Annotated in this window: 22 protein-coding genes; 6 read left to right on the top strand and 16 right to left on the bottom strand. The window is 59.5% G+C overall.

Annotated elements, in window-relative coordinates:
* Positions 1-108: 108 nt before the first annotated feature.
* The 6 genes from uvrY to ACTG2W_RS21160 all read right to left on the bottom strand — a co-directional run bounded on the left by uvrY (position 109) and on the right by ACTG2W_RS21160 (position 7,088).
* Complete coding sequence (gene uvrY / locus ACTG2W_RS21185; protein ID WP_005337448.1) at positions 109-753, bottom strand: UvrY/SirA/GacA family response regulator transcription factor; 645 nt, start codon at positions 751-753, stop codon at positions 109-111.
* Between the two features lie 212 nt (positions 754-965).
* Positions 966-1,715 carry a 3-deoxy-manno-octulosonate cytidylyltransferase gene (gene kdsB / locus ACTG2W_RS21180; RefSeq protein WP_021229372.1) on the bottom strand — a complete coding sequence of 250 codons (750 nt, stop codon included), beginning with the start codon at positions 1,713-1,715 and terminating at the stop codon, positions 966-968.
* Positions 1,712-1,900, bottom strand: coding sequence for a Trm112 family protein (locus ACTG2W_RS21175; RefSeq protein ID WP_040067763.1), 189 nt, complete (start codon positions 1,898-1,900; stop codon positions 1,712-1,714). The genes kdsB and ACTG2W_RS21175 overlap by 4 nt, the downstream gene beginning before the upstream one ends.
* 123 nt (positions 1,901-2,023) lie before the next feature.
* Positions 2,024-3,019, bottom strand: a complete 996-nt coding sequence (gene lpxK, locus ACTG2W_RS21170) for a tetraacyldisaccharide 4'-kinase (RefSeq protein ID WP_106843967.1) — start codon at positions 3,017-3,019, stop codon at positions 2,024-2,026.
* Positions 3,019-4,782 carry a lipid A ABC transporter ATP-binding protein/permease MsbA gene (msbA, locus tag ACTG2W_RS21165; RefSeq protein WP_106843968.1) on the bottom strand — a complete coding sequence of 588 codons (1,764 nt, stop codon included), beginning with the start codon at positions 4,780-4,782 and terminating at the stop codon, positions 3,019-3,021. Before msbA ends, lpxK begins: the two co-directional genes overlap by 1 nt.
* Before the next feature lie 104 nt (positions 4,783-4,886).
* Complete coding sequence (locus ACTG2W_RS21160) at positions 4,887-7,088, bottom strand: DNA internalization-related competence protein ComEC/Rec2 (protein WP_181281651.1); 2,202 nt, start codon at positions 7,086-7,088, stop codon at positions 4,887-4,889.
* 27 nt (positions 7,089-7,115) lie between these two features.
* On the opposite strand from ACTG2W_RS21160, the gene ACTG2W_RS21155 reads away from it, so the two are divergent.
* Both ACTG2W_RS21155 and ACTG2W_RS21150 read left to right on the top strand, forming a co-directional pair.
* Positions 7,116-7,634 carry a DUF2062 domain-containing protein gene (locus tag ACTG2W_RS21155; protein WP_005350890.1) on the top strand — a complete coding sequence of 173 codons (519 nt, stop codon included), beginning with the start codon at positions 7,116-7,118 and terminating at the stop codon, positions 7,632-7,634.
* Positions 7,628-8,131, top strand: coding sequence for a DUF2062 domain-containing protein (locus ACTG2W_RS21150; protein ID WP_106843969.1), 504 nt, complete (start codon positions 7,628-7,630; stop codon positions 8,129-8,131). The genes ACTG2W_RS21155 and ACTG2W_RS21150 overlap by 7 nt, the downstream gene beginning before the upstream one ends.
* A 106-nt stretch (positions 8,132-8,237) precedes the next feature.
* On the opposite strand, the gene ACTG2W_RS21145 is transcribed toward ACTG2W_RS21150, so the two are convergent.
* The 9 genes from ACTG2W_RS21145 to glpT form a co-directional block, all read right to left on the bottom strand.
* Positions 8,238-9,428, bottom strand: coding sequence for an amino acid aminotransferase (locus tag ACTG2W_RS21145; protein WP_106843970.1), 1,191 nt, complete (start codon positions 9,426-9,428; stop codon positions 8,238-8,240).
* A 145-nt stretch (positions 9,429-9,573) separates the two neighbouring features.
* On the bottom strand, positions 9,574-10,515 hold the full coding sequence (locus tag ACTG2W_RS21140) for a hypothetical protein (protein ID WP_162895374.1): 942 nt from the start codon (positions 10,513-10,515) through the stop codon (positions 9,574-9,576).
* A gap of 171 nt (positions 10,516-10,686) precedes the next feature.
* Positions 10,687-11,559: an HTH-type transcriptional regulator HdfR gene (gene hdfR / locus ACTG2W_RS21135; RefSeq protein WP_042081968.1), complete on the bottom strand. Its 873-nt coding sequence runs from the start codon at positions 11,557-11,559 to the stop codon at positions 10,687-10,689.
* Positions 11,559-11,930, bottom strand: a complete 372-nt coding sequence (maoP, locus tag ACTG2W_RS21130) for a DUF413 domain-containing protein (protein WP_005337527.1) — start codon at positions 11,928-11,930, stop codon at positions 11,559-11,561. Before maoP ends, hdfR begins: the two co-directional genes overlap by 1 nt.
* Positions 11,931-12,229: 299 nt before the next feature.
* Positions 12,230-12,712 (bottom strand): serine protease inhibitor ecotin, encoded by a 483-nt coding sequence (gene eco / locus ACTG2W_RS21125; RefSeq protein WP_005337529.1) that lies wholly within the window; start codon positions 12,710-12,712, stop codon positions 12,230-12,232.
* Between the two features lie 218 nt (positions 12,713-12,930).
* Positions 12,931-14,019 carry a glycerophosphodiester phosphodiesterase gene (gene glpQ / locus ACTG2W_RS21120; RefSeq protein ID WP_440016521.1) on the bottom strand — a complete coding sequence of 363 codons (1,089 nt, stop codon included), beginning with the start codon at positions 14,017-14,019 and terminating at the stop codon, positions 12,931-12,933.
* A gap of 94 nt (positions 14,020-14,113) precedes the next feature.
* Complete coding sequence (glpD, locus tag ACTG2W_RS21115; protein ID WP_374878781.1) at positions 14,114-15,601, bottom strand: glycerol-3-phosphate dehydrogenase; 1,488 nt, start codon at positions 15,599-15,601, stop codon at positions 14,114-14,116.
* A 311-nt stretch (positions 15,602-15,912) separates the two neighbouring features.
* Positions 15,913-16,671 carry a DeoR/GlpR family transcriptional regulator gene (locus ACTG2W_RS21110; protein WP_005347045.1) on the bottom strand — a complete coding sequence of 253 codons (759 nt, stop codon included), beginning with the start codon at positions 16,669-16,671 and terminating at the stop codon, positions 15,913-15,915.
* 102 nt (positions 16,672-16,773) lie between these two features.
* The gene (gene glpT / locus ACTG2W_RS21105) at positions 16,774-18,132 is read right to left on the bottom strand and encodes a glycerol-3-phosphate transporter (RefSeq protein ID WP_005337540.1); all 1,359 of its coding nucleotides are present in this window, start codon (positions 18,130-18,132) and stop codon (positions 16,774-16,776) included.
* A 489-nt stretch (positions 18,133-18,621) separates the two neighbouring features.
* Here glpT and ACTG2W_RS21100 point away from each other — a divergent pair, with 489 nt between their 5' ends.
* The 4 genes from ACTG2W_RS21100 (at position 18,622) to ACTG2W_RS21085 (ending at position 23,657) form a co-directional block, all read left to right on the top strand.
* Positions 18,622-19,470 carry an MIP/aquaporin family protein gene (locus ACTG2W_RS21100; RefSeq protein ID WP_005350866.1) on the top strand — a complete coding sequence of 283 codons (849 nt, stop codon included), beginning with the start codon at positions 18,622-18,624 and terminating at the stop codon, positions 19,468-19,470.
* Positions 19,471-19,524: 54 nt separating this feature from the next.
* A complete protein-coding gene (gene glpK / locus ACTG2W_RS21095) occupies positions 19,525-21,027 on the top strand; it encodes a glycerol kinase GlpK (protein WP_005337546.1) in 1,503 nt (500 codons plus the stop codon).
* A 226-nt stretch (positions 21,028-21,253) separates the two neighbouring features.
* Entirely contained in the window at positions 21,254-23,230 is a 1,977-nt protein-coding gene (locus tag ACTG2W_RS21090; RefSeq protein WP_103422270.1) for a methyl-accepting chemotaxis protein, read from the top strand.
* Positions 23,231-23,423: 193 nt separating this feature from the next.
* Positions 23,424-23,657, top strand: coding sequence for a hypothetical protein (locus ACTG2W_RS21085; protein ID WP_005337550.1), 234 nt, complete (start codon positions 23,424-23,426; stop codon positions 23,655-23,657).
* Positions 23,658-23,828: 171 nt separating this feature from the next.
* Here the strand turns inward: ACTG2W_RS21085 and ACTG2W_RS21080 are convergent, their stop codons facing one another.
* The gene (locus ACTG2W_RS21080) at positions 23,829-24,731 is read right to left on the bottom strand and encodes a LysR substrate-binding domain-containing protein (protein ID WP_440016520.1); all 903 of its coding nucleotides are present in this window, start codon (positions 24,729-24,731) and stop codon (positions 23,829-23,831) included.
* Between the last annotated feature and the right edge of the window lie 190 nt (positions 24,732-24,921).

The following is a 24,921-nucleotide window of genomic DNA, read 5'->3' as shown; positions in this document are numbered from 1 at the left end:
AAGGCAAAAATTGACGGGCAGAGCATACTGCCCCCGCTGCCTGAAAAGCAAAAGGGCAGAAAAGCAAAAAGGCGGCACGCGCCGCCTTTGTGACCACACGCCAGCCGATTAGAGGGTATCGGCATCCAGCATGCCATAGCGAATGGCCAGATGGGTCAGTTCCACGTCACCGTTGATCCCCAGCTTGCTGAACAGCCGATAGCGGTAGCTGTTGACCGTCTTCGGGCTCAGGTTGAGCTGCTCGGAGATATCGGTCACCTTCTGCCCTTTGGTGATCATCATCATAATCTGCAGCTCGCGCTCGGAGAGGGACTTGAAGGGATTCTCGTCCGCCGAGGCAAACTGGCTGAGGGCCATCTGCTGGGCAATCTCCGGGGAGATGTAGCGCTGACCGGAGTGCACCAGCCGGATCGCCTGGATCATCTCGTCGGGGGCAGCCCCCTTGGTCAGGTAACCGGCGGCGCCGGCCTGCATCACCTTGGTGGGGAACGGATTTTCTGAATGAATGGTCAGCACTATGATGCGCACATCGGGGCGGATCCGCAGAATTTTGCGGGTCGCTTCCAGACCACCAATACCCGGCATGTTCATGTCCATCAGGATCACGTCCGGATGGTGTTGGCGACAGAATGTAACTGCGGTCTCGCCGCTCTGTGCCTCGCCTACCACCTTGATCCCGCGCACATCTTCAAGAATGCGTCTTATCCCTGTACGCACCAGCTCATGATCATCGACCAGGAATACATTTATCACCCAAACACCCCGTTTTATCTCGTTTTAGCCGCCCGGTTAGGGTTAACAGGGCGTCTTGCATCATAACCAAACTCGTCGCTTTGGCAAACCATGCACGCCAAAAGTTTGAGAAAACCCATGTTTAGCGTTTAAAATCAAATAATTATATAAATTTTCAAAACAAAAAACGGTGCCTTGCGACACCGTTTTTCATGACGTTAGTGCTGTGGCCATCACTTGGCCAAAAAAGCGCGCACCTTCTCCAGATCGGCCTGGGTATCGACACCAACCGGTGGCGCTTCGAGCGCCTGAGCCACGTGGATCTTCTCCCCGTACCAGAGCACCCGCAGCTGCTCCAGCGCCTCGACCTGCTCCAGCACGCTCGGTGCCCAGTCTACGTAACGCTGGATAAAGCCGGCGCGATAGGCATAGATACCGATATGACGCTGGTAGTGGTCACCAATCTGCTCGTGACTGTTGGCAAAGCGATCCCTATCCCAGGGAATGCTGGCGCGACTGAAGTAGAGGGCGTAGCCATCCTTGTCAGTCACCACTTTCACTGCGTTCGGATTGAACGCCTCTTCGGCATCCTTGATCGGCACAGACAGGGTCGCCATCGGCGCCGTGGCAGCGGCCAGATTGTCCGCTACCTGACGAATGATGGCGGGCGGAATGAGCGGCTCATCCCCCTGCACATTGACGATGATGGTATCGGCGGCAAAGCCGTAGTGACGGCACACCTCGGCCAGACGCTCGGTGCCGGACTGGTGATCCGGTGAGGTCATGCACACCTCGACGCCGGTGCTCTGCAGTGCCTGCTGTACCCGCTCGTCATCGGTGGCAACGATCACCCGATCGGCACCCGATTGCAGGGCTTTCTCCACCACATGTTGCACCATGGGCTTGCCATGGATATCAGCCAGCGGCTTGCCCGGCAGGCGGGTTGACGCATAGCGGGCCGGAATGACGACGACGAAACTCATGACGGCAGCTCATCGTTGTTGAGCGGACGGGCACGGTTCTCCAGCAGCACCGGGATGCCCTCTTCCAGCGGATAGGCCAGCTTGTCGAAGCGGCAGACCAACTCATGAACTGCTTTGTTGTAATGCAGCTTACCCTTGCAGACCGGGCAGGCGATGATGTCGAGCAACTTGATGTCCAAAGCCAAAACGATACTCCTTCAACGATGTCGCGCTGGCGGCTTCATCACGCCAGCGATGGATGTCGAGCAACCAGATATTCCATACGGGACCGCTATTGGTCCACTTCTCCCCCGCTCAGGCAAGAGAGATTAATCTTGCGCCCTGGTCGCGCCCTTTGCCTTCGCCCCCAGCTTGTGCAACAAGGTATCGAGCAAGGAGGCGGGCAACTCGGCACTGACCGGCAGATACCACCAGTTATCGAGGGCAAACGAGCGGCACTTGACCGCATCCTTCTCGGTCATCAGCAGCGGCTTGCTGGCAAAGCGCCCCACCAGCTCATCCCGATCGAAGGGGTGATGATCGCCGTAGGCGGCCTGCTGATCCAGCTGATAGCCGAGCCCCTCAAGGGTGGCAAAGAAGCGGGGTGGATGACCAATCCCCGCCAGCGCATCAACCGGCCCCGACAAGGGGGCGGCCAGCGGTGCATCGTCGCGCACCCGGCGCGGGGTGTCGGCGACCAGTTGCATGGGGTACTCCCCCTTGCCCGGCTCGCCGCCGTTGCAGATGATGGCGTCCACCCGTTTGAGACGAGTGACCGGCTCGCGCAGCGGCCCCATCGGCAGCAGGCAGGCGTTGCCAAAACGGCGAGCGCCATCCACTACCACCAGCTCGATATCGCGGGCCAGCGCGTAGTGCTGCAGGCCATCGTCGGTGATGATGATATCCACCTCACCGCTCTGCTCCAGCAGTCGTACCGCGTCGGCCCGTTTCGGGGCTACCACCACCGGACAGCCGCAGCGCCGGGCAATCAGCACCGGCTCATCCCCCGCCTGCGCCGTGGTGCTGGTCTTATCCAGCCGATAGGGGTAATGGGGCGCCTTGCCACCATAACCACGGCTCACCACCCCGGTGCGATAGCCGCGGGCTTGCAACTGCTCCACCAGCCAGACCACCACTGGCGTCTTGCCGTTGCCCCCCACCGAAATATTGCCCACCACAATGACCGGCAAGGAGGCGCGATACCCCTTGCGCCAGCCGTGACGATAGGCGTAGCGGCGACTGCCGCTGATGATGGCAAACAGCAGGGCAAATGGGGCCAGCAACCAGCGCCAGCCACTTTTGCGATACCAGAGCCGTTCCAGCATCAGGCCTTGCTTCCCGCGTTGCCAAACTGAATGGCGCGCAGCTGGGCATAGGTGCCGCGCTGCTCCATCAATGCTTCGTGGTTACCGCGCTCGACGATATGGCCTTCGTCGATCACCAGGATCTCGTCCGCCTTCTCGATGGTGGAGAGACGGTGGGCGATCACCAGCGAGGTACGGGCCTTGCAAAGCTCGTCGATGGCCGCCTGAATGTGGCGCTCGGACTCGGTATCGAGGGCCGAGGTGGCCTCATCCAGCAGCAGAACCGGCGCATCGCGCAGCAGAGCACGGGCGATAGCCACACGCTGGCGCTGACCACCGGAGAGGGATGCACCGTTTTCGCCAACCACAGTGTCATACCCGTTGCTCATCTTGCTGACAAACTCGTCGGCGTGAGCGATACGGGCGGCTTGCACGATCTGGTCACGGCTGTACTGGTCTTCTGCGGCGTAGGCGATGTTGTTGGCCACCGAGTCGTTGAACAGGTGGACATGCTGGGAGACCAGCGCGTACTGCTTGCGCAGCTCGCTCAACTTGTATTCGCGGATGTTGATGCCGTCCAGCAGGATCTCGCCCTGATCGATGTCGTAGAAGCGGGTCAACAGGCTGGCGATGGTACTCTTGCCAGAGCCGGAACGGCCCACCAGCGCCACCGATTTACCCGCCTCCACCTTGAAGCTGACGTTGTGCAGCGCCGGAGTATCCTTGGTCGGGTAGGTGAAGGTGACGTTGCGAAACTCGATCTCGCCGCGGGCACGCTCCAGAGTACGGGTGCCGGTATCCTGCTCCGGCTCGGTGTCGAGCAGGCCAAACAGGCTGTGGCAGGCGGTGATGGCACGCTGGAACTGGTTGTTGACGTCGGTCAGGCTTTTCAGCGGCTTGAGCAGCATCATCATGGAGGTGATCATGACGGTAAACGTACCGGCAGTCAGGGTTGATTTGACGCTGTCAATGGTCGCGACGTAGAGGAAGGCCGCCAGTGCGATGGAGGCCACCATCTGCACCACAGGGCTGCCGATGGCATCGGCGGCGACCATCTTCATGGTCTGCTGGCGCATGTTGTTGCTGACCTGGAAGAAGCGTTTCTCTTCCACCTTCTGGCCACCAAACATCAGCACCTCTTTGTGCCCTTTGAGCATCTGCTCGGTGGAGGTGGTGATATCCCCTACCGCCTGCTGGATGTGACGGCTGATCTGGCGGAAACGGCGGCTGATAAGGCCGATGATGACCCCCACCAGCGGGCCAACCACCAAAAAGATCACTGACAGCTGCCAGGAGTGCCAGAACATCAGGCCGAGCAGGCCGACCACGGTCGCCCCTTCCCGCACCAGGGTCACCAGCGTGGTGCTCGCCGCCGAGGAGACCTGACTGGCGTCATAGGTCACCTTGGAGAGCAGATGACCGGTGTTCTGACGGTCGAAGAAGCTCATCGGCATTGCCACCATGTGATTGAACACCTGCTGTTGCAGACGCATCACGACGTGGTTGCCAACCCAGGCCATGCAGTAGTTGGAGAGAAAGTTGGCGACACCGCGCAGGGCCACGATGCCGAGGACGAAGAAGGGCATCCATTTCAAAACGGTGCTGTCGTTGCCATTGATGCCCTGATCGATCAGCGGCTTGATGGAGTAGACAAAGGTGGTATCCACGGCGGCGTAGCCCAGCATCCCTATGATGCCACCGACCAGGCCCAGCTTGCGATCACGGACATAACCGAGCAGGCGTTTGAATACTGGCCAGCTCTCTTGTGAGGTTTCTTGTTGCATGAATAGCCGTTAGTAATGGAAATGACGGGCTATTCTAGCCAAAGCGCAGGCTTACACCAAGCGCCGCCACCTATATCGCATTCCTACACGGCAGAAATGGCCGATTATTGCTCAAACCACACTCGCGGTCGCCACCACTCACCACTTCGCCGGTACCAGGGCCCCAGATCTCGCTCGGCGGTGACGCTCAAGCCCGCTGCGGTGGGTTCGACCAGCATCGCCCCTTGCTGACCGGTGATCCACTGGCGGGCATCCCGATAGCGGGCCACCACATCGGGACGGGGAAAGCCCCACTGATTCATAAAGCCGGCGCTGTGGATCACCTCCTTTGCCGCTACCGCCGCGACAAAAGGGGGCGTGGAAGAGGTGCGACTGCCATGATGGGGGCTCACCAGCAAGGTGCTGGCCAACCCCTCTCCCTCCAGCGCCACTAGTCGCAGCTCGGCCTGCCGCTCAATATCGGCGCTCAGCAGCACGCTGCGCTCGCCATCGCTGATGCGCACCACGCAGCCATCGTTATTGCGCCCGCCACCGGGGCGTTCGGGCCAGAGCACTGCAAACGAGAGCCCCTGCCAGCGCCACTGTTGCCCACGCTGGCACAGGGTGGTTCCCTCACTGAAGGGGTAAGAGGAGAGCTCGTGGCGCACCGCCATGGCGCTGAGCAGTCGCTTGCGATTGCCGGCATGGTCCCGATCCTTGTGGCTGATGATGAGGCGATCAATCACCCGGATCCCCAGATGGCTCAGCTGGGGCAGGATCACCGCATCCGCCATGTTGTAGCCTCCGGGATAACGATCGCCGGTGTCATAGAGGATGGCACGCTCCCCCTTGCTGATCAGCACCGCCAGCCCCTGTCCCACATCCAGCACCCGCAGTTGCCAGCGGGCAGGCGTTGGCCAGAGCGCCAGCAACAGCGCACACAGACCCGGTAGCCAGAGCCAGCGTGCCGGGCGCCACTGCGCGGCGAACCAGAGCAGCAACAGCAAGGTGCAGAGTGGCAGCCACCAGCCGGGTAGTGGCCACCACAGTTGCAGTTGATCGGCCAGCCAGTTCAGGATCGTCAGCACCCACCCGAGCCCCAGATCCGCCAGCCAGAACAGGCCGTAGGCAAGCGAGGTGGAGAGCGGCGCCAGCAGCACACCGATCAGCGCCAGCGGGATGATGGCGATACAAAAGAGCGGCACAGCCAACAGGTTGATCACCATGGCAAGGGGCGCTATCCCCTCGAACAACGCCAGTTGCAACGGCAGCAGACCGAGCAGCAGCCAGAGTTGGATCTGCCAGAGCCCCGGCTTGTCGTGGACATATCCCACCAGCAGCAAGATGGCCACCGCCAGAAACGAGAGCCAGAAGCCGGCCGAATAGAGGGCGAAGGGATCCCAGAGGGTCAATACCACAAAGGCCCACAGCCAGATACGCCAGGCCGGCCACTCTCGCCGGCTCCAGCGCAGCACACTCCACACCAGCACCATGATCAGGGCCCGCTCGGTCGCCACCGCAAATCCGGCCAATGCGCTGTAGACGGCGGCAAACAGCAGGGAGGTGATAATGGCTCCGCGCAGGCCAAACAGCCTGCCTAACCACCACCCGAGCACCGCCACCAGCGCGATGTGTTGCCCTGAGATGGCGATGATATGGGTCAGGCCGCTGCCGCGAAACAGCTCCCACTGGGCATCCGTGATGCCGCTCTGCTCGCCAAAAGTGAGCGCCGCCAGCAAGGGAGCATGGTCAAGCGGACGCCAACTCTCGGTCGCGGCCCCCAACCAGCGTTCGCGCCAACCCGCAGGTGCCCGTTGAATATCTATCACCCGACGCAAATTGCCGGTGGCAGTGATCCCCTTGCCCAGCAGCAGACGCCGCCCATCCAGCCCAGCCTCGTTGGCCAGACCGTGAGCCGGTTTCAACGAGGTCACCAGGGTGATCCGGCTGCCTACCGTCATGGCGGGTAATGCCTGATAGGCATTGACCCGGATCAGGGGCTCAGGTGTCACCGGTTGCTCGTCGAGGGTGCTCACCCGCAGCAGCAGCCGGACAAATTTATCCCCCTCGGGCTCTGCACTTTGCAGCTGTGCGGTTATCATGTGGCTCGTCTGATCGCCCAACCGCTCCAGCCAGGCCAGCCGATAGGCAAGATTGGCCTGCATCCAGAGGATGCCGAGCAGGAGAAACAGCCACCGCCAGGCACGACAATATGCAAGGGGGATCAGCAGGGACAGCAACAGGCCCCCCCATGCGAGTGAAGGTAACCATGGCCAGAGCAGTGAGGAGCTTGCCCCCAGGGCAAACGACAACAGACGCAGATCCATGGAGCAAGTATTTAGCAAGGTTTCAATATGCCCAAACGACTCATTAAACGCTGGATGCCCGATCAGCAAACCCTGAAAGAACACAAGCACCTGCGGCTGTTCGGCAAACTGCTGCTCGATGCCAACCTCTGGCACCTCAACCGCCGCTCGGCCGCCGGGGCATTTGCGGTAGGCCTCTTCATGGCCTGGGTGCCGCTCCCCTGCCAGATGCTGCTGGCTGCCGGTGGCGCCATCCTGTGCCGGGTCAATCTGCCGCTCTCGGTGGCGCTGGTCTGGCTCTCCAACCCCTTTACCATGCCGCCCCTGCTCTATGGTGCCTATCTGGTGGGTTGCCAGTTGCTGGGACATTCGGCGCAGCAGATAGAGATTGAGTTCACTTGGGAGTGGCTGGTCTCGGTGCTGGGCACAGTGGCACCACCGCTGTTGCTGGGCTCGCTGATCCTGGCCCTGCTCAGTTCCCTTATCGGCTACACCCTGATCCGCACCTTCTGGCGGATCAGCACGGTGCGCCAGTGGCAAAAACGCAAGATGGCACGCCCATGCTGAGTCGCTGGTTTGCCCGCTTCAAGCTCGATCCCGACACCCTGCGCCAGCAGAAGTGGTTTGCCCTGTTTGGTGAGCGACTGCTTGCCCCTGCCCTCTGGCAAGGGGGCACCCGCGCCCTGAGCGGCGCGGTAGCAGCCGGGATCTTCGCCTGCTGGTTCCCCATCCCGATGCACTCGCTTATCGCAGTCGGTCTGGCGCTGGCATTCAGCCTCAACCTGCCGCTGGCACTGCTGGCGGTCTGGTTCAACAATCCGCTGACTTTGCCGTTCATGTATCTCTACGCCTATCGCACCGGTTGTCTGGTACTGCACCAGACGCCGGAGCCTTTCCACCTCAGCTGGACCCTCCACTGGCTGGAGCAGGAGGCGGTGACCCTGGTGCCTCCCTTCCTGCTCGGCAGCCTGCTGCTGGCGGTACTCACCGCCCTGAGCGGCGGCGCCCTGACCGCGCTGCTGTTGCAACTGCGCAAACTGTGGCAAGGTGCCCGCCACCACTGAGCCGCCCTTACCCTTGTTTGGCGATCAGCCGTTGACGATCAAAAAAGCCCGTCACCAAGGTGACGGGCTTTTTCATGGCATAAAACCAGAGCGCAAGGTGATGCGATTACAGCACCTTGGCGATCGCCTCGCACAGAGGATCGATATTGGCGCGGGTAATACCGGCCACGCTGATCCGGCCTGAGCCGACGATATAGATGGCAAACTCGCTCTTGAGCTGCTCAACCTGATCCTTGGAGAGACCGGAGAAGGAGAACATGCCGTTCTGCTCGCGGATAAAGCTGAAATCCTGGCTCACGCCGAGGGCATCCAGCTTCTCTACCAACAATTCGCGCATCTCGCGAATACGCACCCGCATGGCAGCCACTTCTTCGACCCACTCGGCATAGAGAGCCGGATCGCTCACCACGGCGGTAACCACTGCGGCACCGTGTGACGGCGGGTTGGAGTAGTTGGCACGGATCACTGTCTTGACCTGAGTGAAGGCCACATCGGCGATTTCCTTGGTCGCGCTGACCAGCGTGAAGGCGCCGACACGCTCGTTATAGAGGCCGAAGTTCTTGGAGAAGGAGCTAGCCACCAGCAGCTCGTCATGGCACTCGGCGAAGATGCGCAGGCCTTCGGCATCCTCTTCAATACCACGGGCAAAACCCTGATAGGCGAAGTCAAACAGCGGCAACCAGCCGGCGGCAGCACTTTGCTTGGCCAGTGCGCGCCACTGATCGCTAGTGGGGTCGATACCGGTCGGGTTGTGGCAGCAGCCGTGCAGCAGCACCAGCTCACCCGGCTGCACTTCGGCCAGCGAAGCCTGCATGGCAGCAAAGTCGAGCCCCTTGGTGGCGGCGTCGTAGTACTTGTACCACTTGACGGTCAGGCCCGCGGCCTGGAATACGCTTACGTGGTTGGCCCAGGTGGGATCGGAGATCCAGATGGTTTTGGCCAGACCGTTGCGCACCACGAATTCGGCCGCGATACGCAGGGCACCGGTACCGCCCGGCGCTTGCGCGGTCTTGGCGCGGCCGCTGGCAACCAGCGCAGAGTGCTGCCCGAACAGCAGTTGCTGCACGATGCGGCCATATTCGATATTGCCTTCAATACCGAGGTAGTTCTTGGTCTTCTCGTCGGTCAGCAGCTTCTGCTCGGCTTTCTTGACGCAGTGAAGAATGGGGGTGGCACCGGACTCGTCCTTGTAGATCCCTACGCCCAGATTGATCTTGTGGCTGCGAGAGTCAGCGCGGAAGGCTTCGGTCAGGCCCAGGATCGGATCCGCTGGGGCGGCAACAACCTTTTCAAACATGGTATTCCCTGTATTCCGTTGAGTTCGTTGGGTGGCAAAGCGGCTTGATAAACAAAAGCGCTCATCTGGCGAGCGCTTCGTCAACTCTTTATATCACCGCGTTCAATGAGGGAAAACCGCTTTTTGGCTCGCTTTCAGGCCAATTTCAACCAACGGCATGCCACGCTGGCGCCAGTGCGCACACCTCGGCCGACAAGCCACCATTGGACTCAACCAAACCGCTACAAACTGCTAACAATGACTTGGGGATCCGGCTCGGTTCCCAGTGCCGGGCCTCAGTCAAAGGTTGGGCATACGCACTGAGAATGGGGGCCAGATCACGGGGCATCCACCAGCTGGCCGGACGACCCAGCCGCTGGGCCAGCGCCTGCAGCCGATCCACCCCTGCAGGGTCGAGGGCTGTGAGATGACTCCACAGCACATTTGGGGGCAAGGCGGCCACCACCTGCTGCAAGGCAAGGGGAGCCGATGGGGGGGCCCACACCAGCAAGGTGCCAATATCAAGGGGCATCTCGGCAAAAGCGCCGACGCTATCTGTGGTGATCACCCGCTCGATACTCCCCTCCCCCCACAGGATCTTGCCAAGACCCGCCAGGGTGCGCTCGGGTAGGGCCACCTCCCCCAGCGCCTGCAACCAGGGGGCAGCATCGATCAGGGTGCCGCCGCTGAAAAAGAGGCTGAACGGCTGGGCGGCGCGCAAGCGCAACAGCTGATCGGCACAGAGCCGGATCCCCTTGTCCTCGAAATCGATCTGCTCGTTGGGGGTGAAGTTCACCTCGCTCTTGCGATAGAGCGCCGCCAGCACCCGCTCGTTGACCTGCTCCCCCAATTGCCAGCCCTGAGCATGCAACCACTCCTCGGGCTCGGGGGGAGCGGTGGCGATCTCGGCCAGCATCAGCTCGCGGGTGAGATAGCGCCGCCCGGCCGGGGTGAGCTCATAGCTGTGGTTGCCGTGGGCAAGCAGCAGCTGGTTATCCTTGAGCAGGCCCACCAACGGTTGCCACTGGCGGCCACGGATCACCACAGGTGAGTGGCTCAGCAACTGCTGAGCCAGCGCCCGCCATTCGGGGTGACTAAAGTCGATCAATTACAATCCATCCCTGTCAGTGCTCAATCGGATAAACAGCCTGAAAAGGTACCGTTACAGGCCGATGACGCCAAGCCTCCCGCGCCAATTACGTGACCTCGCTCCCTGCAATTTTCCCCAAACAGAAGAGCCCACCGTGGGGTGGGCTCTTCCTTGGATCACACTCGATGCTTATTCGATGTTGAGGCGCAGCTCGGCATCGTGCCAACCCAGTGGCAGGGTCAGCAGCTGATCGATTAGCTCCCGGCGATCGGACTTCTCCAGATAGGCAAGATAGAGCGGACGGCTCAGCGGCTGGCCCCCCTCCACCAGATGGAGCGCCCCCTTCTCGAGGAAGGGGCTGACCATCCGCCGTGGCAGGTAGGCAGCACCACCGTTGGCCAGCACGAACTGCAACGCCATGCTGGCGGAGCTGGAGTGCAGCACCGGGGTCTTTTGCAGGCTCTGCAAGCGGCTGGGTTGCGGCTCGAAGCTGGTGCCCCAGTCGAGGTGGATGTGCGGCATCTGCATCAGGTTGTCGGCATTGGCGGCCGGATCCCGGCTCACCAGCTCGAACACCAGCTCACCGATGGGATGCAGGGCAATCTCGTCGATCTTGGTGGGCTCGGAGAGCAGGGCCAGATCGAGGGAGCGCTCCAGCAACTGGCGGCAGAGATGCTCGCGGGAGGCCGTTTCCAGCCGCACCGCCAAACCGGGCGCCAGTGCATAGATGTGATTGAGCCAGTCGTTGAAATCGAGCTCCCAGAACACAGCGGGCGCGCCGATGGCCAACTGCTGGCTGAATCCCGGTGAGAGCGCCACATCCTGCTTGGCACGACCAAGGGTGTGCAAGATGGCGTCTGCGTAGGGCAGCAGACGCTCACCGGAGGCGGTCAGGCGGATGTTGTTGCGATGACGGGCAAACAGACTGACACCCAGTTGCTGCTCTAGCTGGCGGATCCGGAAACTCACCGCCGACTGGGTCAGGTAGAGATTTTCAGCAGCCCGGCCAAAATGCCGGGTCTTGCTCACCTCGATAAAGGTCCGAAGCAGCTCGGTATCCATTAATCGATGGACTCGTCACTGCCACCGCCGCTGCCACCACCGACATCAAAGCTGCCGCCACCGCTGCTCTCTTCGCTGGCACCGCCAACGACGGTGCAGAGGCGATGAACGCGCTTGGGACCGATCACCTTGAGGTACTTGAACCACACCTTGGCATGGGGGTTGGCACCGGCTGCGCCGGATTTGACCTGCTCGACGAAGGCGGACTCGACATCGTCACGGGGTGCCAGATTACCCTGGTAGAGTGCCAGCATGGCGGTACCATACTTTTCCAGACTGTCCGCTTCGGCCACAGTGAATTCGCCACTGCGACGCAGGCCACGGGGAAAATGTTTGAAGTCGTTGAAACGCTTGTCTGATTCGAAGCTCATAGTGCTCTTATTTTCTGGTTAGTTTGACCTTTGCGGGCAAGTATCATCAGGCCATCGCCGAGTGCAAAATCAATTTTCTCACTATGTTAATAAATATCTTTTATCGAAGTCACTTTGCCCCATCGCTGACGCCGATTTTGTGGCATAACACACAAAAAACGTTGATAAATAATAAACTTATGTAAACGTGCAGCCAATTTGCACGTCACTTTTTGGACTGTGCAGGCAAAAATAAAGCGCCATACGGCGCTTTATTTATCACATCAGGTGAACCAGCTGAACCTTTGGTTCAAACATGCTTACTCAATCATGGCCGGTTGGGCCAGGTTGTCGGCACGCCACAGACGGTAGCGCACTTCATACTCCTGCGGCACGTAGATCACGAACGGCAGTTTTGAGTTGTAGTTCACGAAGAAGCCCTGACCGTAGATCTGGACGAAGGTCTCTTTCTGCTGGTTATCCGGGCACATCATCAGGGTGCTGATGGGGTCGGAGACTTTGCCCAGTTTCAGGTAGTTGTAGCCCCAGCCTTTGACGCTGTGCTGTTCCAGGTTGCCTGCAAAACGCGGTACGTTGCAATCAACCATCATCTTTTTGCCGACCTGCAGCTCGACCATCATGTCGGCTTCTTTCTCGACTTCAGGCAGGCGGATCACCACACGTTCCTGATTCACGTCAGCGGCTGGGAACATGCTGATATCAAATTTTTTCGGCTCGGCGGCGAAGGCATGGCCACCCAGCAACAAGGCGCCCAGCAGGCTAAAACGCAATACGGTTTTCATCTGTACCTCATGGGGTTGGTTCAACGCCGCTAGACTAACCGCTCTGCCGATTTCATGCCAGCGATCTGCTACGTAAAAACTGCGTAAAATGATGCAGATCCGGCACACCATGACGTGATCTGGCTATTTTCTGACAGGGCGCACACTCCCGTTACGGGAACCTGAAACAAAAAGCGAGGCCAATTGGCCTCGCTTTGCATTCAAATGGCGCCAGAGTGCTATTTGGCCGCCTCTTGATGGGCCTTGATGACAGCCACCGCCTTGTCGGGGAAGTCGCTGAACACCCCATCCACATCGGCCTGATAGAGGAAGATGTTAAGGAGATCGGTGAAGTCTTTGGCATAGGCCGGGATCTGCCCCTCATCCTGACGGAAGGTATAGGGGTGAACTTTCAGACCCGCCGCGTGGGCTTCTTTTACCATGCCGGTGAAGACCGGTTTGCCCAAAGTGCCCGGCTCGGTGACGATCATCGGCTTCCACGGGCCAATCCCTTCGGCATAGCTGGCGATGGTTTTCATCGCCCCCGGCTTGAACATCCAGTCATAGTTGTAGGGGGCCGCCTTGCCCTTGGCGTCGTAGACCATGGTCTCGTTCCAGTCGGTCTCGGCCATCAGCTGCACCAGTTTCAGATCCATACCCATGGCGGGCATCAGTTCGCTGTTGATGCGCTTGAGTTCATCGGCATCGAAGCACTGCAGATAGACCTTGTCATCCTTCCCGGTGTAGCCGTACTCCTTGAGCACCTTCAGCACTGCTTTGGAGATATCCTTGCCTTCGTGACGGAACAGCCAGGGCGCCTTGATCTCCGGATAGATCCCGATGTTCTTGCCGGTGCTCTTGTTGAGCCCCTGGATCATCTCGATCTCCTCCTGGAAGGTGTGGATCTTGAAGTCTGACTTCCAGAGCGGGAAGCGGGCCGGATAAACCGGCACCTGCTTGCCATCCACCAGCTGGAATGGCTCGGTCATACGCAGGGAACGCACCTCATCCAGGGTAAAATCCACCACATAGTAACGACCGTCCGGACGGGCACGGCTAGGGAAGCGCGCAGCCACATCGGTGATGCCATCGAGAAAGTGATCGTGCATCACCACCAGCTGGTCATCCTTGGTCATCACCAGATCCTGCTCCAGATAGTCAGCCCCCATGCCATAGGCCAGCGCCTTGGACTCCAGAGTATGCTCGGGCAGGTAGCCGGAAGCGCCACGGTGGGCGATCACCACCTTGCCTTCATCGGCAGCCAACACGGGTAATGAGAGGGAGGCCCCAAGGCTCAAGGCGATGAGGGAAACGGCGAGTTTTTTCATATGTGATGCTCTTTATTATTGTGTAGGTAATTGTTCTATCAGAGGTTTGTTTCATATTTACGGTGGGCAGCAGCGCACTGCCCACCGTCACTCATCAGCTCGCCTTGCGCAGAGCCTGATGGTATTGGTCGAGCCAGATCTGCAGCATCTGCTGCTCTGACTCGTTCAGGCGCAGCCCCAGCTTGCTGCGGCGCCAGAGGATATCATCCAGTGAACAGGCCCACTCCCGCTCGATGAGATAACGCACTTCCGACTCGTAGAGGCCGCCACCGAAGTGAATGCCGCGATCCTCTTTCAGCCAGAGACGGGCATGGGCGCCATAGGCCTCGGCAATGCGCAGGGCACTGCGATCATCGAGCCAGTCAAACTCCAGCGCAAAGGCGCGGGCCAGCTCGCGCACCGAGCAGTCAAACTCGCCGCCGGGCAGACGGCTGGCCGCCGTCCAGTCATCCCCCATCTGGCTGAACCAGGGCTTGAGCTTGTTGCAGGCGGCCTGCGCCAGCTTGCGATAGGTGGTGAGCTTGCCGCCAAACACCGACAAGAGCGGCGCACCATCCGATTCGCCAGAGAGCTCGAGAGTGTAGTCGCGGGTCACCGCCTGCGGTGAATCTGACTCGTCATCACAGAGCGGGCGCACCCCGGCGTAAGTCCAGATCACATCTTTCGGCGCAATTTGGCGAGTGAAGTGGGCGTTGACCACCTTGCACAGGTAGGTAATTTCGGCCTCGCTGATCTTCGCTTCCCGCGGGCTGCCGTGGTGCTCCACATCCGTGGTGCCGATGAGGGAGTAGTCGTGCTGATAAGGGATGACGAAGACGATGCGGTTGTCTTCGTTTTGCAGGATATAGGCCTCTTCGCGCTCATGGATGCGCGGCACTATCATGTGGCTGCCTTTAATAAGGCGAATGCCGCGGGGGGATTTCTCGTGCAGGCTCTCGTCATAGAAGGTCTTGACCCAGGGGCCCGCCGCATTGACCAGACCACGGCAGGTGACGGTGAACTGCTCGCCCCCTTCCCGCTCCAAAGTGAGCGTCCAGTGTTTGGAACCGCGCACCGCCTTGATGCAACGGGTGCGGGTCTGCACGTCGGCCCCCTTGTCACGGGCCATCATGGCATTGAGCACCACCAGCCGGGCGTCGTCGACCCAGGCGTCCGAGTATTCAAACCCCTTGTTGATCCCTGCGGTCAAGCCATCTTGCGGCAGGAAGCGCACGCCACAGCTCCCCTTGAGCTTGTCGCGCTTGGCCAGATTGTCATAGAGGAACAGACCGGCACGGATCATCCAGGCCGGACGCAGGTGTGGACGGTGCGGCAGGCGAAAACGCATGGGACGCGCAATGTGAGGCGCCATACCGAGCAGCACCTCACGCTCCGCCAACGCCTCTTTGACCAGCCGGAATTCGTAATGCTCGAGATAGCGCAAACCGCCGTGGATCAGCTTGCTGGAGTTGGACGAGGTGGCAGAGGCGAGATCTTGCGCCTCAAACAGGGCAACCTTCAGACCCCGTCCTGCCGCATCGGCTGCGATGCCGACCCCGTTGATGCCGCCACCGACGACGACCAGATCATAATGTTCGCTCATGTTCACCTACTTTCATTTTTATGATTGCTATAACAGCAATGTTTGATTTCGCTCATTTTAGAACATGAAAATACAACAAACGAACATTTTATGATGAAAGTGTGATCGCCACAGCCCGCCAGAGGTGGCAAAGTGGACAGGTCAGCGGAGCAAATGGCGTCGGGCCAACATCGGCGGGTTAATAGCCAAAAAAACCAGATTGAATAGTGGTTTTGGCAATACCTATAAAGGGGTGAGATGAGTGCGGGGCTGGGGGAGAGAAAGGAGGCCGCCCTGACGGGCGACCGGCACAGCCTGGGCGTGTTTCGCCGTCAGCAGATGTGGCAGGCGATCTGGTGTTGCGCCATCAATCGCGTCAGCTTTTCCGGTGGCTCCTGATCGGTAAAGAGGGCGTGGATCTGGCTGAGATTGCCCAGATTGACCATGGCATTGCGACCAAACTTGGTGTGGTCGGCGGCCAGGAACACCTGACGGGAGTGAGCGATAATAGCCTGGGCGATCTTCACCTCGTGATAGTCGAAATCGAGCAGGGAGCCGTCGTTGTCGATCCCCGAAATCCCGATGACGCCATAGTCCATGCGAAACTGACCGATAAAGTCGCGGGTCGCCTCCCCCACGATGCCGCCATCGCGGTTGCGGATCTCGCCGCCGGCAATGATGACGGTGAAGTCATCCTTGGCCGTCAAAATGCTGGCCACGTTGAGGTTGTTGGTGACGATGCGCAGCTCGCGGTGATCGAGCAGTGCGCGGGCAATGGCTTCGGTGGTGGTACCTATGTCGATAAAGAGCGATGAGCCGTCGGGAATATTGGCCGCTACCTCGCGGGCGATGCGCTCTTTCTCCTTGAGTTGCATCACTTTACGGGCGCTATAGGCGGTATTGACGGTACTCGAATGCAGGGAGGCACCGCCATGATGGCGCCGGATCTTGTTCTGTTCGGCGAGATCGTTCAGATCCCGGCGAATGGTCTGGGGGCTGACGTCAAAGTGGGTCACCAGATCGTCGGTCGAGACAAATCCCTGCCGCGTCAGGACGTCCAGGATCTCCAGATGTCGTTGGGTTTGCTTCACGCTTGCACTCCGATGATGAGACAAAAAAAGGCCCCGGCAGATGCGGGGCCTTTTGGCAGTTTACCTGATCCCCTTTGGGATCAATAAGCTGAGGATCACGTTTTATGCCTTATGGGCAGCCGCTTTCTTGGCCGCAACGGCAATGTTCTCATGCTTGAGGGTCATCGCCAGCAGGATGATGGAGAGCACGCAGGAGACGGTCAGCACCATGAAGCCGCCATCCCAACCGAAGTGGTCAACGGTATAACCCAGCATGGCGTTGGCCGCGACCGCGCCGCCCAGATAACCGAACAGACCGGTGAAACCTGCCGCAGTACCGGCTGCTTTCTTCGGTGCCAGCTCAAGAGCATAGAGGCCAATCAGCATGACAGGGCCGTAGATCAGGAAGCCGATAGCCACCAGCGCCATCATGTCGATGGTCGGGTTGCCGGCCGGGTTGAACCAGTAAACCAGTACAGCCAGGGTCACCAGCACCATGAACAGGATACCGGCCGGGGCACGGCGGCCCTGGAACATCTTGTCAGAGATCCAGCCACACAGCAGGGTGCCCGGAATACCGGCCCACTCGTAGAGGAAGTAAGCCCAGGAGGAGTTGTCGACGGTGAAGTGCTTGGCCTCTTTCAGGTAAGTTGGCGCCCAGTCCAGCACACCGTAACGAATGAGGTAAACGAAAGCGTTGGCGATCGCGATGTACCACAGCAGTTTGTTGTGCAGCACGTACTTGACGAAGATCTCCTTGGCGGAGAACTCCTGCTCGTGGCTCTCGTTGTAATCCTTCGGATAGTCGTTCTTGTACTCCTCGATAGGAGGCAGACCGACAGATTGCGGGGTATCACGCATCACGAAGAAAGCGATCACTGCGATGGCTGCCGCCGCTGCAGCAGGCACATAGAAGGCGCTGCGCCAGTCGTTGAACCAGCCCATCCCGAGGATAAACAGCGGGCCAATCATACCGCCACCCACGTTGTGTGCCACGTTCCAGACCGCAACCACTTCGCCGCGCTCTTTCTGCGACCACCAGTGCACCATGGTGCGACCGCAGGGCGGCCAGCCCATGCCCTGTGCCCAACCGTTCAGGAACAACAGCACAAACATGATGGCAATGCTGGAGGTGGCCCAGTGCATGGTACCCATCATGAACATGATGGCAGCCGAGAGCAGCAGACCGGCGGAGAGGAAGTAACGGGCGTTGGAACGGTCAGAGACGTTCCCCATCAGGAACTTGGACAAACCGTAAGCGATGGAGACCCCGGAGAGCGCGAAACCGAGATCACCACGGGAGAAGCCCTGCTCGATCAGATAGGGCATCGCCAGACTGAAGTTTTTCCGTACCAGATAGTAGCCGGCGTAACCGAAGAAGATCCCGAAAAACACCTGCCAACGCATGCGTTTGTAGAAGGGGTCGACCTTGTCAGCCGGGAGCCTGTCGATGTGCGCCGCAGGCCTGAAGAGACTAAGCATGTTCTGCTTCCTTATTGTTGTTATGGGCGGTTGAGGATGCCCTGACCATTCCAACGAATCATGTGAGTCCACTAATTCGTAAGCGAGCCTATTGTGCTCATATGCGCTCATTTAATCTGTGATGCATGCTCAAATATTGCAGTTTTATTACAAATAAAAGCTCCAAATGAGAAATCACTCAGCAAGCGCCAGCCCTTGTGTGGCAAGGGTTGCGAGCTACCCCCTAAGTGGTAACTGGCGGTTATCAAGATGCTTTACGTCACATTTTCTTAGCAATGAGTGGGATCTTGTCCACATTTCCTATGGAGGGGGGATGGTGAAATTATTGGGAAGGGTTATTTTCTGTCACGACCGATAACGAGCGCAAACGAGCATAACGTTTGCGCAAGACGCAAAAACAACAAGGAAACGTTTTCGGCGGCAACGGATAGACACAAAAAGATAAAACGGAACATCAAACCTCTACGGGTGGATATAAGGAACAAAAGTATGAGCATACAAAGACCCAATACCCTGCTTGGCGAGTGCATCGCCGAGTTTATCGGAACCGGCCTGCTGATATTTTTCGGCGTCGGATGTGTGGCGGCACTGGTGCTGGCTGGCGCCAACTTCGGGCAGTGGGAAATCTCCATTACCTGGGGTCTGGGTGTGGCCATCGCCATCTATGTGACCGGCGGCATTTCAGGTGCTCACCTGAACCCTGCTGTAACCCTGGCGCTAATGACCTTCTGCGGGTTCGACAAGCGCAAGGTGGTACCCTACATCATCGCCCAGATGGCCGGTGCCTTCTGCTTCGCAGCCCTTGTCTACTTCCTTTATGGTAACCTTTTCACCCAGTGGGAAGTGACCCATAACGTGGTGCGCGGCAGCGTCGAGAGCCTCGGCACCGCCGGGATCTTCTCCACCTACCCCAATGCCCTGCTGACCAACATGCAAGCTTTTGCCGTCGAGCTGGTGATCACCGCCGTCCTGATGCTGGGCATCATGGCGCTGGGTGACAACAACAATGGCGCCCCCAAAGGTTTCGCGGCCGCCCTGCTGATCGGTATCCTGATCGCGGTGATCGGCGCCTCCCTTGGCCCGTTAACCGGTTTTGCCATGAACCCGGCCCGTGACTTTGGTCCGAAACTGTTCGCGTTCTTTGCTGGCTGGGGTGATGTTGCCCTGACCGGTGGTCGTGACAACCCCTACTTCTGGGTTCCGATCCTTGGCCCCATCGTTGGCGCCCAGATTGGTACCGCTCTGTATGTCAAAGTGCTGGCTCCCTGCGTCCCGGGCAACCGTGTCGTCACCACCGAGCAAGCGACCCAAACCGCCAAAGAAGAGGCTGCCGCATAAGAGCGGCCCCCTCCAACGTATAAAAACGTGGAAAATAGAAACGTGGAGAACATCATGTCTGCTGAAAAGAAATATGTCGTCGCTCTGGACCAGGGAACCACCTCTTCCCGCGCCATCGTGTTTGATCAGGATGCCAATATCGTTGGTACCTCCCAGCGCGAATTCACCCAGCACTACCCGAAAGCGGGCTGGGTAGAGCACGACCCGATGGAGATCTGGGCGACCCAATCCTCCGTCTTTACCGAAGTGCTGGCCAAGACCGGCCTGCGCAGCGAAGAGATCGCCGCCATCGGTATCACCAACCAGCGTGAAACCACAGTGGTATGGGAAAAGGCCACCGGCAAGCCCATCTACAACGCCATCGTCTGGCAGTGCCGCCGCACCGCCGCCATCTGCGAAGAGCTCAAAGCTCGCGGTCTGGAAGAGTACGTTCGCGAAAACACAGGTCTGGTGCTGGATGCCTACTTCTCCGGTACCAAGGTGAAGTGGATCCTCGATAACGTGGAAGGTGCCCGCGAGAAGGCGATGAACGGCGAGCTGCTGTTCGGCACCATCGATACCTGGCTGGTCTGGAAGATGACCAATGGCGAAGTGCACGTCACCGACCCAACCAACGCCTCCCGTACCATGCTCTACAACATCCGCGAGCTGAAGTGGGACGAGAAGATGCTGGACGAGCTGGGCATCCCCATGTCCATGCTGCCGGAAGTGAAACCCTCTTCCGAAGTGTACGGCTACACCACCCGTGGCGGCGGCTCCCGCATCCCCATCGCCGGTATTGCCGGTGACCAGCAGTCTGCCTTGTTCGGCCAGCTCTGCTTTGAAAAAGGGATGGCCAAGAACACCTACGGCACCGGCTGCTTCATGCTGATGAACACCGGCACCGAGCCGGTTCGCTCCAGCAATGGCCTGCTGACTACCGTTGCCATCGGCCCGAAAGGGGAAGTGAACTACGCGCTGGAAGGTGCAGTGTTCATGGGCGGCGCCACCATCCAGTGGCTGCGTGACGAGCTGAAGATCATTCACGATGCCCGCGATACCGACTACTTCGCCTCCAAGGTGGGCGATACCAACGGCGTCTATCTGGTACCGGCCTTCGTTGGTCTGGGCGCCCCCTACTGGGATCCGTATGCTCGCGGCACCATGGTCGGCCTGACCCGTGGCGCCAACCGCAACCACATCATCCGCGCCGCGCTGGAATCCATCGCCTATCAGAGCCGCGATGTGCTGGATGCGATGCAGCAGGACTCCGGCATCAAGCTGGCAGCCCTCAAGGTAGACGGCGGCGCCGTAGCCAACGACTTCCTGATGCAGTTCCAGGCTGACATGATGCACACCCCGGTGGTACGTCCGACCCGCATCGAGACTACCGCCATGGGCGCCGCCTTCCTGGCAGGTCTGGCAGTCGGCTTCTGGAAGAGCTCGGACGAGCTGGAAGACAAGTTCAGCGTGGACCGCGAGTTCATCCCGCAGATGGACAGAGACGATCGCGCCAAACGTTACAGCGGCTGGCAGAAAGCGGTTGAGCGTTCACGCCGTTGGGCTGAAGAGGATTGATCGGGCACCCGACATTCCGTTGAGATAAACACCCAAGAGGCCGACCGCAATGTCGGCCTCTCTTTTTATGCTTTCCCTTACCGCTTTCTGCCCCCTTCCCCGCTCATTGCTCCCTCCTGTTTTTCTGCCGCCCTCTGTTGTCACCATCCATCACAACGCAATTGAGTTCTCTATCTATAATCATCATCTGGGTCGCATATGCGACCTTATTTATGAGGAGAGCGATATGGAGAGGGCGATACACCGTTTTACACTGCACTCACTCTGGTCAGGGCTCGGGATCCGCACCCGGATCCTCGCTGGCGTGGCGATACTGATGGCCATCGCCATCAGCTGCATCACCTTGATCCTCGAGCAGATATCCCACAGTCAGGCCCAGCAGCGGGTCGAACGCTACGAGCTGCCAAGCAGTGTGGATCGCATTGCCAACCAGCTGACAGCGCAGCTTATCCAGCACCTGACCGAGGCGCAGGCGCTGGCCAGCAACCGTTTTGTCATCGACTGGCTGACCGCAGGCATGCCAGAGCAAGAGTGGCCCGCCATGGAGCGTTACTTTCAGGATCTGCAACGGCGGATCGGCGGCAACGTCTTTATCGCTCCCCGCCAGAGCAACACCCTGATCAACTTCAGCGGCGGCCCCACCGCCCAGAAATCGCTGAGCGAATCAGACCCGAAAGATGGGTGGTTTTTCGGCTTTCTCAAACGCAGCAAACCCTATGAGCTGAACCTCGACATCTCAGATTTTGACAAGCGCGCCTCCCTCTATATCAACACCGCCGTCACCCACGAGGGCAAGACCCTGGCGGTGGCTGGCACCTCCATCGACATGAGTGCCCTGAGCAAACTCATCAGCGGCTACCGGATCGGCAAGAGTGGTCAGGTCTATCTGGCGGATATGGAGGGCAATATCGAGATCCACCCCGAGCAGGAGGTAGAGGGGGCCGCCCACCACCAGCAATCCTTCCTCGATACCGTCAAACGGCTTATTCCCAATGCCCGGGAACAGGTGGCCGTAGAGGCGCTAACACTGGAAGGGCAAACCTACCTCATCGCGGTACGTTACATCCCCACCCTCAACCGACTGCTGATTGGCGAGATCAACAGCGCCGAGCTGGAAGAGGGACTGCAGGAATCCCGCCAGCTCATCATCATGGTGTCGCTCGCCATCGGCGGGATCGCCATGCTGGCCTCCGCCTGGCTGGCTCACTCCATCAGTCGCCCCATTCGTCAGGCAGCAGATGGCATGCACCACATCACCGCCGATCGGGATCTGGCGACCCGCCTCGACTTCTCTGACGAGTCGGAGCTGGGCATGATGGCCCAGAGTTTCAATCAGCTGATCCAGAGCCTGAACCAGAGCTTCTCCCGCTTCCAGCAGTCAGGCAGCGCCCTCTCAGCGCAGTCGTCCCAATCCATGCAGCAGGCCCAGGCACTGGCAGGAGAAGCGTGCCAGCAGGCCCAGAGCATTCAGGAGCTGACCACTGTTGTCACCACCATCGGCGACAACGCCGAGCAGATCGCCAGCCGCTCTGAAGGGGTCAACGACGTGACCCAACGCATCGCCAACCATATGCTCAGCATCGAGCAGGATGTGACCCAGAGCGCCGCGCAACTCGACACCTTGCGCAGCAGCATCGGCAGCTCCTCGGCCCTGCTCGATGAGGTGGTGAAAGACAGCAACAACATCACCCAGATCATGAACCTCATCCGCGATGTCTCGAACCAGACCAACCTGCTGGCCCTCAATGCGGCCATCGAAGCTGCCCGGGCGGGGGATATGGGACGCGGCTTTGCGGTGGTGGCCGACGAGGTACGTCAGTTGGCGGTGCGTACCCAGACCGCCACCAAGGATGTGCAGGATCTTATCTTGCGCCTGCAGGAGGGAACGCGGCAGGCCAGCAGCTCGATGGCAGACTCCCGCAACCTGAGCGAAGAGGGATACAACCGGATGAATCAGGCCAGAGAGGTGCTGGTGGATGCCACCAGCCAGATCAACCAGACCGCCCTCGAGATCAACGAGATCAGCGCGCTGGCGCAGGCGCAGAATCAACAGATGGGGCAAGCCAGAACCGCGCTCGACGAGCTGGCCATGGTGGCCGAACACCAGCGGGAACACGCGCAGGAGAGCAATGCCGCCAGCCGCGAACTGTTCGAACTGGCCAAAGCCATCGACGAGCAGATCCGCCAATACCGGATTGGCTAGGCCCGGCGCTTCCCTCTCTCCCTCTCAATAACTAAGACGCCACCACAGGGTGGCGTTTTCATTTTGCAAATCATTTTGCCTGCGCTCTCGAAACGGGAATGACGACAAAACTCGCAAGGCATTGATAATTAACATGAAAAAATGTGGAACGGCCATTGCTTAGTGATATCAGACTCAACAGAGGGATATCGCCATGAAACCGACCACCACTCAAGCGCCCGTAGCCCACGTCGCCACTCAAAAAGAGACCCTGACCCCCCGCGAAGGCACCTTCCTGATGATGGTGGCCCAACTGGTGGTGCTCACCTGCATCGTACTGGCCGCCACCGTCGGCGGCCTCTCCTGGCAGTGGACCCTGCTGCTGGCCATTCCGCCGGTGATCGGCGGCGCCCTGCTCAGCCGGGTATGGGGCAAACTGCCCCGCTAACTGCGCTTCAGCTCACACACCTTCCCGAACCGGCGGCCGACCCTCAAGTCGGCCGTCTGTTTATCTGCCGCCTGGCTAATGCTGATGGGCCGCAACGAAGGCACGCCTTGTTCTTCGCCAAGCAAACCGCAGCGACGAACCGTTCAAACAAACAGCACAAACCAACCTGCACTAAAGGGTATGGCTGCCCAGCTGCTCTTTAAGAAAGTCGAGCCAGACCCGCAGCCGGATATCCCGCTGGGCATCGGAGTAGAAGACTGCATTGATGGGGCGCGAGGCGCCGCTGTTACTGCGGGCCAGCACCTCCACCAGCGCGCCGCTCTCCCGATCCGGCCCAGTCATGAAATCTGACAGACAGACAATCCCCTGCCCCGCCAGCGCCAGCTGACGCAAGGTTTCACCGCTGCTGGCACGCAGGCTGGGGGTGATGGCAAAGCGATCCCCCTGCTCGGCACTGAGCAGCGGCCAGTGGTTGAGGTGATCGGGATGCAAAAATCCAAGCAGCTCGTGACCGCTCAGCAGATCTGCCGGTTGGCGCGGGGTGCCGCGCTCGCTCAAGTAAGCAGGAGAGGCCAGCAGCCGCAACCGCGAACGACCAAGGGGCAGCGCACGCAGGGAGGAGTCGGTCAGTTCGCCGATGCGGATGGCCATGTCCACCCGCCGCTCCATCAGATTGATAAAGCCCTCCGAGCTGTGCAGCTGTAGCTCGATGGCGGGGTAGCGGCGGCGAAACTCGCCGATGATCGGCACCAGTCGGTGCAGGATAAAGGGGGTGGCAGCATCGACTCTCAACACCCCTTCGGGTTGTTCCCGGCGCATCAGCAGATGCCCCTCCACCTCGCTCATCTCGGTCAGGATCTTCACCGCCCGCTGATAGAACCAGCTCCCCTCCTCGGTCAGACTGACCCGGCGGGTGGTGCGATTGAGAAGCACGGTGGAGAGCTTCTCCTCCAGCCGCTTGATACCACGGCTCACCACCGAGTTATCCATGCCAAGGTTCTCCGCCGCTTGGCGAAAACTGCCCGCCTCCACCACCGCCACAAACAGGGTCAGTTCATCAGAATGGGTCTTCATTGCTGTTATCCGGACAAGAGTAATGGGTCTTTATAGGCGCAGCAGCTGTGGATTAGCAAGCGTGCGGTGAGGTCAGTTCTTTTTTCTACAGAGAAAGAACGTGACCGCGAGCCCACATCATGCTCGCGATTTGTCAGTACAATGCAGCCAGAAAAGCACCGTATGGCACCTTTTATTTCACAAGGATCAA

The sequence above is a fragment of the Aeromonas sp. 96A genome, assembly GCF_051919165.1.
Lineage (GTDB): Bacteria > Pseudomonadota > Gammaproteobacteria > Enterobacterales > Aeromonadaceae > Aeromonas > Aeromonas veronii.
The sequence above is the reverse complement of the archived record's forward strand: the minus strand, read 5'-3'. Positions and strand labels throughout refer to the sequence as shown.

Coding starts and splice junctions, on each gene's coding strand:
- hdfR (WP_042081968.1), bottom strand. CDS start 11,559: ATGGATACCGAGCTGCTTCGGACCTTTATCGAGGTGAGCAAGACCCGG.
- msbA (WP_106843968.1), bottom strand. CDS start 4,782: ATGCAACAAGAAACCTCACAAGAGAGCTGGCCAGTATTCAAACGCCTG.
- ACTG2W_RS21100 (WP_005350866.1), top strand. CDS start 18,622: ATGAGCATACAAAGACCCAATACCCTGCTTGGCGAGTGCATCGCCGAG.
- glpK (WP_005337546.1), top strand. CDS start 19,525: ATGTCTGCTGAAAAGAAATATGTCGTCGCTCTGGACCAGGGAACCACC.
- eco (WP_005337529.1), bottom strand. CDS start 12,712: ATGAAAACCGTATTGCGTTTTAGCCTGCTGGGCGCCTTGTTGCTGGGT.
- lpxK (WP_106843967.1), bottom strand. CDS start 3,019: ATGCTGGAACGGCTCTGGTATCGCAAAAGTGGCTGGCGCTGGTTGCTG.
- kdsB (WP_021229372.1), bottom strand. CDS start 1,715: ATGAGTTTCGTCGTCGTCATTCCGGCCCGCTATGCGTCAACCCGCCTG.
- ACTG2W_RS21090 (WP_103422270.1), top strand. CDS start 21,254: ATGGAGAGGGCGATACACCGTTTTACACTGCACTCACTCTGGTCAGGG.
- ACTG2W_RS21085 (WP_005337550.1), top strand. CDS start 23,424: ATGAAACCGACCACCACTCAAGCGCCCGTAGCCCACGTCGCCACTCAA.
- ACTG2W_RS21160 (WP_181281651.1), bottom strand. CDS start 7,088: ATGGATCTGCGTCTGTTGTCGTTTGCCCTGGGGGCAAGCTCCTCACTG.
- maoP (WP_005337527.1), bottom strand. CDS start 11,930: ATGAGCTTCGAATCAGACAAGCGTTTCAACGACTTCAAACATTTTCCC.
- glpT (WP_005337540.1), bottom strand. CDS start 18,132: ATGCTTAGTCTCTTCAGGCCTGCGGCGCACATCGACAGGCTCCCGGCT.
- ACTG2W_RS21150 (WP_106843969.1), top strand. CDS start 7,628: ATGCTGAGTCGCTGGTTTGCCCGCTTCAAGCTCGATCCCGACACCCTG.
- ACTG2W_RS21145 (WP_106843970.1), bottom strand. CDS start 9,428: ATGTTTGAAAAGGTTGTTGCCGCCCCAGCGGATCCGATCCTGGGCCTG.
- ACTG2W_RS21080 (WP_440016520.1), bottom strand. CDS start 24,731: ATGAAGACCCATTCTGATGAACTGACCCTGTTTGTGGCGGTGGTGGAG.
- glpQ (WP_440016521.1), bottom strand. CDS start 14,019: ATGAAAAAACTCGCCGTTTCCCTCATCGCCTTGAGCCTTGGGGCCTCC.
- glpD (WP_374878781.1), bottom strand. CDS start 15,601: ATGAGCGAACATTATGATCTGGTCGTCGTCGGTGGCGGCATCAACGGG.
- ACTG2W_RS21155 (WP_005350890.1), top strand. CDS start 7,116: ATGCCCAAACGACTCATTAAACGCTGGATGCCCGATCAGCAAACCCTG.